Source organism: Blautia sp. Marseille-P3201T (genome assembly GCF_900120295.1).
GTDB lineage: Bacteria > Bacillota > Clostridia > Lachnospirales > Lachnospiraceae > Blautia.
Genome location: NZ_LT635465.1, coordinates 98,667 through 112,072, shown reverse-complemented (window position 1 = coordinate 112,072; position 13,406 = coordinate 98,667). Strand labels below are relative to the sequence as shown.

General features: G+C 36.4%; 9 protein-coding genes. 8 read left to right on the top strand and 1 reads right to left on the bottom strand.

The window, feature by feature from the left end; translation table 11 throughout:
• Positions 1 to 83 precede the first annotated feature (83 nt).
• A complete protein-coding gene (locus tag BQ7352_RS01070; RefSeq protein ID WP_072446219.1) occupies positions 84 to 2,105 on the bottom strand; it encodes a DUF2264 domain-containing protein in 2,022 nt (673 codons plus the stop codon).
• 254 nt (positions 2,106 to 2,359) lie between these two features.
• On the opposite strand from BQ7352_RS01070, the gene BQ7352_RS01065 reads away from it, so the two are divergent.
• From BQ7352_RS01065 to BQ7352_RS01030, 8 genes are all read left to right on the top strand, one after another.
• Positions 2,360 to 4,342, top strand: a complete 1,983-nt coding sequence (locus BQ7352_RS01065) for a helix-turn-helix domain-containing protein (protein WP_072446216.1) — start codon at positions 2,360 to 2,362, stop codon at positions 4,340 to 4,342.
• 233 nt (positions 4,343 to 4,575) lie between these two features.
• Positions 4,576 to 6,213, top strand: a complete 1,638-nt coding sequence (locus BQ7352_RS01060) for an extracellular solute-binding protein (RefSeq protein ID WP_072446214.1) — start codon at positions 4,576 to 4,578, stop codon at positions 6,211 to 6,213.
• A 69-nt stretch (positions 6,214 to 6,282) separates the two neighbouring features.
• Positions 6,283 to 7,212: an ABC transporter permease gene (locus tag BQ7352_RS01055; protein WP_242948494.1), complete on the top strand. Its 930-nt coding sequence runs from the start codon at positions 6,283 to 6,285 to the stop codon at positions 7,210 to 7,212.
• 13 nt (positions 7,213 to 7,225) lie between these two features.
• Complete coding sequence (locus BQ7352_RS01050) at positions 7,226 to 8,119, top strand: carbohydrate ABC transporter permease (RefSeq protein WP_072446209.1); 894 nt, start codon at positions 7,226 to 7,228, stop codon at positions 8,117 to 8,119.
• Between the two features lie 9 nt (positions 8,120 to 8,128).
• Positions 8,129 to 9,538 carry a sulfatase-like hydrolase/transferase gene (locus BQ7352_RS01045; protein WP_072446207.1) on the top strand — a complete coding sequence of 470 codons (1,410 nt, stop codon included), beginning with the start codon at positions 8,129 to 8,131 and terminating at the stop codon, positions 9,536 to 9,538.
• Positions 9,495 to 10,466 carry a family 43 glycosylhydrolase gene (locus tag BQ7352_RS01040; protein ID WP_072446201.1) on the top strand — a complete coding sequence of 324 codons (972 nt, stop codon included), beginning with the start codon at positions 9,495 to 9,497 and terminating at the stop codon, positions 10,464 to 10,466. The genes BQ7352_RS01045 and BQ7352_RS01040 overlap by 44 nt, the downstream gene beginning before the upstream one ends.
• A complete protein-coding gene (locus BQ7352_RS01035) occupies positions 10,438 to 11,892 on the top strand; it encodes a sulfatase-like hydrolase/transferase (protein ID WP_072446197.1) in 1,455 nt (484 codons plus the stop codon). Before BQ7352_RS01040 ends, BQ7352_RS01035 begins: the two co-directional genes overlap by 29 nt.
• Positions 11,893 to 12,081: 189 nt before the next feature.
• Positions 12,082 to 13,374, top strand: a complete 1,293-nt coding sequence (locus BQ7352_RS01030; protein WP_072446194.1) for an ABC transporter substrate-binding protein — start codon at positions 12,082 to 12,084, stop codon at positions 13,372 to 13,374.
• Positions 13,375 to 13,406: the final 32 nt, after the last annotated feature.

Sequence of the window (13,406 nt, the reverse complement as noted above, 5' to 3'; positions counted from 1 at the left end):
ATTGAGGCTGTCGCTTTCGATATACACGGAAAGCGACAGCTTTTTAGTTTCATAGGAAATTGCGTCCTATGAAATGAGAAAGATTAGACCATCAGTTGTCCTTCTAATCCTTCAAAATCTACCACAAATTTACTGTCATCTTTTAATACAATGGTAACAGGACCATAGCCTCCCATATTTTCAAAATCAGAGAAGGAAATTTCTTTTATAGGTGATAATTCATCATTTGAAAAGGAAATTCCTTCATTTTTATGCAAAAGAGCAGTAATAACATAGTATTCCTGATAAGTGTAATATTCAGAACGCTGCTGTTTCAGATAAAGTAAAGTACTGTGCCTGGACTCTGGATTTAGATTTTCATGAGTGGTGAACTCCAGGCAGTCAGCTCCCGTATAGGAAACCATTGCCAATGCCTTTTCAGAAGAAACAGCAGTAATTACACTAGAATTTTCAAAGGAATGCTGTTCAATAAGGCAATCATTTTCTTTGTGAGAGATACCATAGTGCCCCAGATAGAGGTTGTAAGGTCTATCGTGAATGCGCAGGCGGTCTACACGTAGAATTCCATTTGACAGAGGAATTTCAGCAAGGTCAATGCAGCACTGATCCTGAAATGTTGAGGTGAAACGGAAATACTCTTTTCGATAAAGAACTCCGTTTCGTACTCCTCCATATAAAAGAATATTGGGGAAGTATGTTTTGCCTGTTTCAGGGAAACAGAGAGAATATTGCATAGCCTGTGCAGGATGCTTTTTAGACCATGCCTCCCACGGAAACATACTGTGGAAGGAAAGTCTGGCATATCCTTGCAGATTGGGGTTATCCTGCTGCATCAGTACTTTTCCGGCAGAAAATTCTGTAGAACCGGTTTCCAGGTGGTTATAGAGAACAATTCCCGGTCCGTTTAAAACGGTTGCAGAAACAGTTTGGTTGTCTGAAGTTTCCCAAATTCCATTGTTTTCCTGTTCTGACCAGAAAGGATGATTATCCTCTAATGTAAGACACAAGAAAGAGTTGGCAATCCAGAAAGGACTGGCAGCGCAGCTGTAGGACTGAATAAGCGCCGGAAAAGTTCCATAAAAACCAAGGGAAGGGACCTGATTGACAAAACATTCCTCTTTTGTAATAAATTGCAGCAGACTTCCGGATAAAATTCTTCTGGAAAGTCCTGGATCAGCGGTAGGATTTTTAAGAAGAAAGTTTGCCGCCAGAGGAGCAGAGGCTGCACTTCGATAAATGCTGCTCCGGCCCCACATTGTGACGTGGCTGTTTTTATCAAAAAAGGCAGGATAAGTCTCAATCAATTTATTAGAGTATTCTTCTATTTTCTTTGCAATGTAAGGTTCTTCCTCATATCCATACCATTCATTCCACAAAGGCCCATAAACATGAAATGCCCAGGGACAATAATAATCAAATAAGTGTCCATCACGATACCAGCCGTCTCCTGCGTAATAGGATAAAATACAGGAAGCATGATCGCGCATAATATCTTTATTGGCGGGATAGCCGTGTTGGTGTAAAAATGCCAGAATTAACATATTAAATAAACGCCAGTTGTGATGGCTGGTGCGAGAATGTCCAAATTGGCTGATATAATCTACAACCAGCTGTTTTTGATTTGGTGTAAAAGTATCCCATATTACTTCTTTGCACATATTTAAACCGATTACCAGAGAAGCACATTCACAGGTATGCTGATAGGCCGGATCATGGTAATCATCAGATTTTCGTATTTCTTCCAGTGACATCAGATAGTTAGGATGTCCCGGAGTGACAGATGTGAGAATTAAATTTTTATAATAATCTCTTAAAGACCAGCCATTTACTTTTGTATCAGGGCAGTTATGGAGGAATGGTGCAGCAATAAGAAAACTTCTGGCAAGTCCTTCAAAACGTTCTGCGGCTGTTCTCCATAAAGGACCGTTGGGACGAGGATAACTGATATCGTATTCACTTCTTTGAAGAATAATGGGACTGTTAAAAGAGTCTACGTGAGTAAAAATTCCATCTAACAGAAACTGACAAATATCAAGCCAGTGTTTTTTGGTAAGACCGGTATAAGGACTTAAATGAAAGTCCGGTTGTGTTACTTGGTATTTCATGACAAGAAATCTCCTTTAAAATGTAATGTTGCTTCCTATTATATAGAAAGAATAAGAAAGAGAGTATAGGCAGTTGTACCAATAATCTGAGATAAAATAGGAACTATGACGAAAAAATAAGAATGGATAAAAAAATATTTACTGAAACCCAGAGAAGGATTTTTAACTATTTAACGAAATAAAGTATCGTTTGTTGAAAAAGCTGTGCTAAAATGCTATACTTTTTAGATAAAAATGATTTGAGAGGGAGAATTGTGAAAAGAAAGGCGCAATATTTAAAGTTTGTTATAACATATAATTTAATTTTATTAATACCATTTCTTATTATTAATATTTGTGCACTGGATTTATTTAAAAAACATCAGTATGAAAAAGTGATAGACGAAGTACAAATGACTTTTGAGCGGCAGGATGATTTTTTAAAACAACAGATGTCTGTAATCAGAAATTTTTCAGACGAATGTAGGTTTAATAAGATTTATAATGAACTTTATTGGGACACACCGAATGTTTATCTGGATATAGAGGAAGATTTGAAGGAACAGGAAGATAAAATACCTTTTGTGGATGGAATTTATCTATATGATAAACAAAATAAAATTGTGTTGTCTTCTGTAGGTTCATTTTCAGAAGAATTGTTTTTTGATAAAGTTTGTAAAATAGAGAAAGAATTATTTGAAAATGTCGAAAAATCAGGGGGGGGGGTAACAGCCGCTCGGGCCCTTTTACAGGGGGAGAAAAAGGAAGGTATATTATTTGTTACGTCTATTAGAACATGGACCACACAAGGAGAGGAAATAAAATACTTACTGTTTCCTGTAAGAAATCGAAAAATTAATTCTCAGCTGGAACAGACAAAGGAAGATAAAGTTTTTCTTTCTTATCAAGATAAGGTCCTCTATACAACAGAGGATTGGGGAAAAGAGGAGAATTGGGAGAAAAAATTTGAAAAAGTACTTTCTGATGACGAATATTATACATGGAAAAGCAATATGGAGTGTGGATTTGAATATACTCGGATGATTTCAAAGGAAAGTATTACAAATAGCCTGAACATTTATTTGCGAGGCTATGCAATGTGGGTGCTATGCAGTCTTGCAATTGGTGTTATACTGGCATGTTTCTTTTCTAAAATACGATATGAAAATTATAGAAAGTTAATTTTGCATAGTGAGGAACTGGAAGAGGAAAGAAATGAACTTAGAACAGAAAGCTGTTTATACGAGCTTTTGCAGAAAGAGGTAGAGCCTCAAGACGAATTATGGAATAAATGTTTGGAAAGTAAGATTTATCTAAACCGAAAATATAAATTTTTTGTGGTACTGCCTGATAATATTCCTGAAAATAAAGGGTATTATGAATGGTTTGGTCAGCAAATGAATAAATACAGTATTTCTACAGCATATCGGATTGAAATTGTAGAAGGAATGTTAATTTATTTAATTTGTACAGATGAACCGGCAAGAGAATTGGAAAAGAAGATTGCTACACTTGCTACGGGAAATGTACAAATCGGGATTGGAGATTTAGCTACGGATATTAGGAGGTTGAGACAGTCCTATCAGCAGGCAAAAGAGAGAATGAATAAATTGCCCGGAAACAAAGAGAAGAATGTATATCCGGAAAGAGAAATTATATCTCTAAAAGAAGCAGTAAAGGATAATGATGGTGCAAGGGCGATTTTGCTGATTGATGAAATTTCAGATTACATGAAAAAAATGGATACCATGATGACAACCGGTATTTTATGGGATGTATCCAGAATTTTTGGCATTAATATAAATAAAGTTTTGGAAGAAAAAGAGAATGATAAGAAATCTATAGAGGATTTTAGCGAACAATTTTTGGAAGACATGAAAAAAAGAGCAGAGTTGTTTCCGAAACCTGTTCAGGAGAAAACATCAGGATATAAAAAGCGAGATATTGTAGATGTGCTAAGTTATGTACACGAACATTATTTAGATGATAATTTTAGTGTGAAAAGTATGTCTGCGTATTTTGAAACATCCGTATCCAATCTCAGCCATTTCTTTAAGAAGAATATGGAAGTTACAATTTCACAGTATGTAGAGCAGATTAAACTGGAAAGAGCGAAAGAAATGCTGCAGAGTAGTGATAAGAAAATATCTGAGATTGCAGAGACCTTGCGCTATGCGAATAGTACAGCATTTATTGAAATGTTTAAAAAGTATGAAGGCGTTACACCGGGCTGGTATAGAGAAAATTTTCATAGTTAAATTTAAAAAAGCTGAGTTTTCTTTTGGAAACTCAGTCTTTTTTTGTTGAATAAAGACTTGAAATCTGCAAGAAACCGATATAAATCAAGAAATATGCAGAAAATCAATATGATATTCAAGAATAAGAGATATACAGAGAAGAAATAGTCTTTTATAATACAAAACATCAAGAAATTGCCGGCCGGCAGAAATGATAAAAAAGAAGTAGTATGTAAATGTTAAGGAGGATTAAGATGAAAAGCAAATGGGCTCGTATCAGATTGCAAGCAGTTAGTATGGCTCTAGTAGGTACTATGTTATTAACCGGATGTGGAGGAGCTGCAAGTGATAAGAAAGAAAATTCAAAAGAGGAGAAAAAAGAAGTTTCAGATAACCTGAATAAAGAGGGACTTCCGATTTTGAAAGAAAAGGAAACTTTTACTATTGCAGTACCACAAAAGAGTACATTAAAGGCAGCAGCAGAAAAACCATGTGTTAAAGAAGCAGAAGAAGCAACAAATGTTCATATTGAGTGGGTAGAAATTCCAGCTTCCGGTTGGAAGGAAAAAATTAACATTATGTTTAATACAGATAGTTTGCCAGATGCAATTATCGGTGCTGTGGATATGTCTAAAAATTATGAACAGTTAGTAGAGCTGGATGATCTGTTGAAAGAATACGCACCAAATACAACTGCATTTTTTGACTCAAGAGAGGATTATCCTACTGCATTGTATTCACCGGATGGAAAAATTCATGCTTTACCTACCGGTGATGAGTCAACTCACAATATTATTGACTCTCAGCTTTGGATTAATCAGAAATGGCTTGATAATTTAGGATTACAGATGCCAACAACTGTTGATGAATTTAAAGAAGTATTAATTGCATTTCGTGATAAAGACCCAAATGGAAATGGTAAAGCAGATGAAATTCCATTTACATTCCGTGACTCTTGGGGATGGGGTGGAACAATCGAAAACCTTTTCGGACCTTTCGGAGTATTAGAAACAGCAAGCCATGTGTTTACACAAGACGGAAAAGTTACATTTAGTGCTGCAGAGCAGGGATATTATGATGCTCTTGAATGGATGAACAGTCTATACAAAGAAGGCTTAATGGATAAAGAAGTATTCACATTAAGTCAGGATCAGTACGCATCAAGAGGTGCTACAGGTGATGTATTAGGTGTTGTTGCAGGTTACCGTTCAAATGAAGCTGGTGTTGTCAACGAAGATGATTATCGTGCTGTTCCGGTATTAAAAGGAAAAGATGGTACACAGATGGTTGGTATAAATAACGTAACAAGAACAGGCGGATTTGTTATTAGTAAAGACTGTAAAAATCCGGAAGCATTAGTTCGCTGGTATGATTATATCAATTCAAGTTTGGAATTAGCGCTTGAATGGGGACGTGGTGAAGAAAACGTATGGTGGACTATTCAGGAACAGGATGGACAGGAAGTGCCACAGTTCCTTACTATGGATGAAACAGTTCTTCAGGAAAATGGTGGATATCAGTCTAAAGCAGAATATAGAAATGCGGTAAGCTTTTCCGGAGATACACCTGCTCTTTGGAAGTATGAATACGATGAAAAACTGATTTATGATGATAAATGGCCTCATGATTATAAATTAGAGTCAGTACGTGAACAAATGCAATATGGAGTTACTGAGCTTCCATCTGGAAATGCTACTTTAGAAAACTCAGAAAGAAGAGCTATTTTATCAGCAGACATTGATAATTATTTAAAGAAATTTATTGCAGATTCCGTAATCAATGGTATTGATGAAGCAAAATGGGAAGAACATCAGAAAACTTTAAAATCTCTTAAAGTAGATGAATATACAAAACTCTGTCAGGAATATGTAGACTCTTTAGATAAAGAATAAGGATTTAAAATCCGGTACAGTGCCTGTAATTGCAAGTACTGCGCCGGATTTTATTTTATGGAGGAAACTATGGCAAACATAAAAAAAGAAAAAGGGAATGGCAAGCTTCTTCGTCATTTAAAAAGAACATGGGTACTGTATCTGTTTATTTTGCCCATGATAATTTATATAGTATTATTTAATTATCTGCCAATGTATGGAATTCAGCTCGCTTTCAAGGATTATCGTCCTACAGATGGAATTTGGGGCAGCGCATGGGTAGGTTTGGAGCATTTTAAAACATTTTTTGAGTCCTATCAATTTAAAGATTTATTATGGAATACCTTGTCATTAAGTTTTTATTCTTTAATTGCGGGGTTTCCGATGCCAATCATTTTTGCATTGTTTTTAAATTACATAACAAAAAAACGATTTAAAAAAACAGCACAGATGATTACCTATGCACCACATTTTATTTCAACAGTTGTATATTGTGGTATGATTTTAATCTTTTTATCCAGTGATGGTATTATCAATCAGTTATTGATGATTTTAGGAATTGATCCGGTAGGATTTTTGTCTAATCCTGAAAACTTCAGGCATATTTATGTATGGTCCGGTGTACTCCAAGGGATTGGCTGGGGTTCTATTATGTATATATCGGTGTTGACTTCTGTAGGACCGGAGCTTCATGAAGCTGCTACTGTAGATGGTGCAAGCCGTTTTCAGAGATTAATTTATATTGATATTCCTTCTATTATGCCGACTATGGTAATTATGTTGATTATGAGAGCCGGAGAAATTATGGACTTAGGATTTGAAAAAGCATTCTTACTGCAAAATAGTATCAACCTTGAATATTCTGAAATTATTTCTACCTATGTATATAAGATTGGTATTCAAGGTGGACAATTCAGTTATTCAGCAGCAATTGGATTGTTTAACAATGTTATCAACCTGTTGCTTCTGGTAGTAGTAAATAAGATTGCCAAACGTGTTTCAGATGTAAGTCTTTGGTAGGAAGGAGCAGGCAATGAAAAAATTGAAAAAGATGAGTAAATCAGACAGACTGTTTCTTTTTATTGTTTATACTACAGTTGCTCTGATTTCAGTTATGATTTTATACCCATTGTGGTTTGTAATTATTGCATCAATCAGTGATCCGAATTTAGTTGCCACAGGAGAAGTTCTTCTTTTGCCCAAGGGAATAACTTTTGAAGGCTTCAAGTATATTTTTAGAGATCCTAGAATTTGGTCAGGATATTACAATACCATTCGTTATACAGTTGTAGGAACTATGTTGGCATTATTTATTACGATTCCGGCAGGCTATGCCTTATCCAGAACGGATATGAAAGGTCGGGGAATTATTATGAAGCTCCTGATTGTTACAAAATATTTTTCAGGTGGTTTAATCCCTACTTATTTAGTAGTAGACGCTCTCGGACTTGTAAATACTCCTTATGTCTTAATGATTTTAGGTTCATTTTCTGTATTTAATCTGATTTTGTGCAGAACATATTTCCTAAATACAATGCCTGTTGAACTGCAGGAGGCAGCAGAAATTGATGGCTGCGGTATTTTTCAGTATTTTATGAAGATAGTAATTCCTTTGTCAAAATCCATTATTGCAATTATGGTGCTTTATTATGCAGTAGGTCATTGGAATTCCTTCTTTAATGGATTGGTTTATGTAACGGATAGTGACTTATATCCATTGCAGTTAATTTTAAGAGACATTCTGATTACAGGACAGTCTGTAGATCCATCAACGGTAGACCCTGAGTCATTAGAATTGATGAAACAGATTGCAAGAACAATTCAGTATGGTGTAATTATTGTATCTTCTTTACCGGTATTGGTATTATATCCTTTTGTTCAGAAACACTTTGTAAAAGGTGTTATGATTGGTTCAGTGAAAGGTTGATGGTATTTTATGGAAAATATATTGATTATACATGTGGATCAGCTTAGACGAGATGTATTAAGCTGCTACGGGGGAAAAGAAGTGCAGACACCGAATATTGATTTTCTGGCGGAGAATGGTATTTTGTTAGAAAATTGTTACACTCCAAGCGCTGTTTGCACCCCCTCAAGGGGGTGCTTTTTTACAGGTAATTATCCCCATGAAAATGGAGCATATAGAAACGGAATTCCTGTAAAAAAAGATGCCCATGGATTTGCAGAGGCCTTTGCCAAAGCTGGATATCATACAGCTTATTTGGGAAAATGGCATTTAGCAGATCATAAAGAAAGAGGAGATGCGTTAGGTGAATATAATCCATTGGGATTTGAGGAATGGGATTATAAAGTAGAATTTGGACATTGTAAATCGGTTGTCTACGAAAACGGACAAGTAAGACCGAAAAGAGAAGTAGGAAATGAAAAAAGTTATACTACAGATTGGCTTACAGACGAAACAATTAAGTTTTTAAATAATCAGTTAAAAAGTACACGTCCTTTTTTATTTACTGTGAGTATACCGGATCCTCATCAGCCTTTTGAAGTAAGAACTCCTTATAATACAATGTTTGATCCGCTAAAAGTAGAAATACCAGAAAGCTTTTGGGAAAAGGAGATACCAGATTGGGCAGAAAGAGACACTTGGGGAAGATTGCATTATTATCCGTATGGCCTTTTTGAGAGAGAAGGTCATTTACGCAGATTAAAAGCTCAGTATTTAGGTGCTGTGAAATGCATTGATGACAATGTGGGAAGAATTATTCAGTGCTTAAAAGACACCGGATTGTGGGAAAACACTATGGTTATTTTTACTACAGACCATGGAGAATATATGGGCGAGCATGGGCTTATGGAGAAAAATAATCTGTATGAAAGTGTATATCATATACCTTGTGTTATGTCTATGCCGTGGAAGAAAATTCAGGAAAGACGATGTAAGACGTGGATAAATGTAGTAGACTTTGCTCCTACACTGGCAGGATTTATGGGATTTTCTTATCCTTTTAAGGTTCATGGCAGAGATTTATCAGAGCATCTTCTGGGAAATAAAGAAACTGAAAAAGTTTTATATATTCATCCAAGTGATGTACCAAGAGCCGGAATTTTAACACCGGAATTTGAACTTGCTTATGTTGGAAGAGGATGGTGTCAGGAGGAATTTCACGATCATATTTTATTTGATATGAAAAAAGATCCGCTTCAGATGGAAAATGTATTTGGAAAGCCGGAGTATGCTGAGATACAGAAGATGTTGACAAAAAAGATGAGGCAGCATTTTGAAGAAATTGGGACACCAAAGGAATTTTTGCCTGAGGAAATATGGGGAGTCGGAGAAAAGAATGGACAGAAAGATGAAAAGTGTGTTTCTTCCGAGAGAGAATAGAGGAAAAATCTTACACGCCCATGGAGGGCAGATTTTAAGAGAGGGAGAGACTTATTACTGGATTGGAGAAGACAGAACAGAGAGAAATAAGGTTTCCTGTTATAAATCCAAAGATTTTTTAAATTGGGAATTTTGCAATCATATTTTGACTTTAGACTCACAGACAGAGAAGAGATTTCCGGACAGAGATTTGCGTCTGGATATACCGGAACAAAAGGCAGCTATTGGAATTGGCTGTAATATTGAACGGCCAAAAGTAGTCTATAATGAAAAAAGTCAACAATACGTTATGTGGATGCACTGGGAAATGCCGGGAGATTATAAACTTGCCAGATGTGCGGTAGCTGTGTGTGATACAATTGACGGAGATTACACATATCTTGGAAGCTTTAATCCACTGGGATACATGTCAAGAGATTGTACTCTTTTTGTAGATGATGATAAATGTGCATATTTTATATCAGCAGCAAGGGACAATCAGGATCTACATATTTATCGTTTGACCGAGGATTATTTGTCAATAGAGAGTAAGGTGTGTACTTTATGGCCGGGAGAATTAAGAGAAGCGCCGGTAATGTTTAAAAGAAATGGGTACTATTATCTTTTAACAAGTGGATGTACAGGCTGGCAGGCAAATCAGTCCTCTTATGCATATTCTCGTTATATAGACCATGGGTGGTCCAGGCGTTTTGAACTTGGAAATGAAACTACCTATCAATCACAGCCCACAGGTATTATTAAGACAGATAATAGTTTGTCAGGTGAAGCCGAATATTGGTATTTGGGAGACCGTTGGGGTGGAAGCGGTGAGGCATATTTTCAGTCAGAATATGTAATTTTACCATTGTTATTTTTATCAGATACTAGTTTAAGTCTGGAATGGAAGGCGGAAATAGAGTATGAACATTTTATTTATCATGGCAGATGATCAAGGCTCATGGGCAATGAACTGTGGGGGAACAAAGGAATTATATACGCCGAATTTAAATCGTATCGCTGAAAGTGGAATGCAATTTCATAATTTTTATTGTGTATCACCTGTATGTTCACCGGCAAGAGCTTCTCTGCTCACTGGTGATATTCCTTCTTCTCATGGTGTACATGACTGGATACGAGGTGGAAATATTGATAAAGATAAGTTTGAAGAGGCAGGCAGAGAAAATCCGTACTGGAATGGGTATTCCTGTGAAAATAAGCCGATTTCTTACTTGGAAGGAAAAACCACATATACAGATGTGTTAAAAGAGAATGGATATGTATGCGCTTTGGCAGGTAAATGGCATTTAGGTGACAGCGTTTGTCCACAGCATGGATTTACAAAATGGTATACCATAGGATTAGGCGGTTGTGATTATTTTCATCCGGATATTGTAGAAAACGGAGATATAAAAGTTCTGCATAATCAGTATGTTACAGAGGTAATTGCAGATAAGGCAATTGAATATTTAAATGAATTTCAAGATCAGGAAGAGCCTTTTTATCTTTCTGTACACTTTACAGCGCCTCATGCTCCATGGGGGAAGGAGCAGCATCCAAAGAAGTGGATTGATTATTATGAAAACTGTGATTTCCCAAGTATTCCGGACATTCAAGATCACCCTGATTTAACTGCAGAACCAGTATTCGGAACAGAAAAGAGAAAAGAAAATCTCAGAGGTTATTTTGCGGCAATCAGTGCAATGGATGAGCAAATTGGAAGAATTTTAGATACACTTGAAAAAAATGGGCTGAGAGAAAATACTCTTGTTGTTTATACAGCAGATAATGGTATGAGTATGGGGCATCATGGTGTGTGGGGAAAAGGAAATGGAACTTTTCCTTTCAATATGTATGAAACTTCTGTAAAAGTACCGATGCTCATATCGTTGCCGGGCATAATTCCGCAGGGGATTAAAGAAGATGCAATTCTCAGTGCATATGATATTTTCCCTACTATCTTGGAACTTAGTCAAATCCATAGTCAAGAATGTGAAAAGTTGCCGGGAACAAGTTTTGCGGATTTACTTATGAACAGAGAAGAAAAAAAACCGGGAGATACAGAAGTTGTAGTATTTGATGAATATGGCCCGGTGAGAATGATTCGTAATAAGGAGTGGAAATATATTCACCGATATCCTTATGGACCTCATGAATTATATCATTTAGCGGAAGATCCAGACGAAAAAGAAAACTTATATGGACAAGAAGCATACAAAAAGATCACAGTCGAAATGAGAAAAGGATTAAATGAATGGTTTAATAAGTATGTGGATGAAAAGGTGGATGGAGTAAAAGAAGGCGTCACCGGGCTGGGACAAATGTGTCGGGCCGGTGTCTATTCAGAAGAAAAAAATACTTATTACTGCGAAAAATAATATACAAAACTCCCAAAAACTTTATGAAGAATGTAAAAAAGTAATAAAATATGAAAAAAGTACAAGAAAAAATATGAGCATCTATAGAAAGTAATAGAAATAGATAAATAATTCATTTATGAAAATTCATATTTTTGTTACTCTATATTTACAAAAACAACGGAACATTTTTCGTAAAGGAGGAGCATTATGAAAGCGAGAAAAGTAATTGCAATGGGAATGGTTGCTGCAATGTCAGTAGGTATGCTGGCAGGCTGCGGCGGAGAAAAAAAGGATGACAAAAAAGAAGAAGGCGGAAAACAGAAACTGACAATTTCTACATGGGATAACGATACATCACCACAGTTTAAAACAGCCGTTGAAGTATTTAAAGAAAAACATCCGGATGTAGAAATCGAGTACATTGATACAGCAGCCAATGAATATAACAATAAACTGACAGTTATGCTTGCCGGAGGAGACCCGGACCCAGATGTTATTTTCGTAAAAGATATGGGAACACAGATCAGTATGCAGGAAAAAGGTCAGATTGAATGTCTGGACAAATACATAGAAAAAGATAAATTAGATTTATCTATTTATAACGGAACTGCTGAAGAACTCCAGATTGAGGGAAAACAGTATACACTTCCATATCGTTCTGACTGGTACGTGCTGTATTACAACAAAGATTTGTTTGACAAAGCAAACGTTCCTTATCCAAGCAACGACATGACATGGGATGAATACGAAGAACTGGCACGTAAAATGACCAGCGGCGAAGGAAATGAAAAGATTTACGGAACACACAATCACAACTGGATGGCTTTAGTATGTAACTGGGCAATTCAGGATGGCAAACACACATTAGTATCTGACGATTACAGCTTCTTAAAACCGGCTTACGAGCAGGCGCTGCGTATGCAGAAAGACGGAATTGTTCAGGACTATGCAACAATTAAAACAGGAAACTTACATTACTCAAGTGTATTCCAGCAGCAGCAATGTGCAATGATGCCAATGGGAACATGGTTCATCGCAAACTTAATTCAGGCACAGAATGCAGGCGAAATCGACTTTAACTGGGGATTTGCAACAATTCCTCATCCGGAAGGCGTAGAAGCAGGAAACAGCGTTGGCGCTGTAACACCGGTTGCAATCAATGCAAACTCCGACCAGAAGGATTTAGCCTGGGAATTTGTAAAATGTGCAACAAGTGTAGAAACAGCTGAAAAACTTGCTGAACAGGGTATTTTAACTGTTGTTCAGAACGATACAATTATGGAAAAAGTAACTTCCGTAGAAGGCTTCCCAGAAGGCTGTGCAGAGGCACTGGAATTAAAAGGTATGGTATTCGACAGACCACTGGATAAAAACATTGAAAAAATCCGTAAAGCAGTGGAAGAAGAACATGACTTGATTATGATTGGCGAAGAAAGTATTGATGACGGACTGAAAAATATGACAGAGCGTGTAAAAGAAATACGTGAAGCCAATCCGTGATAAATTAAAATAACAAGGGACAGGGCTTTCTG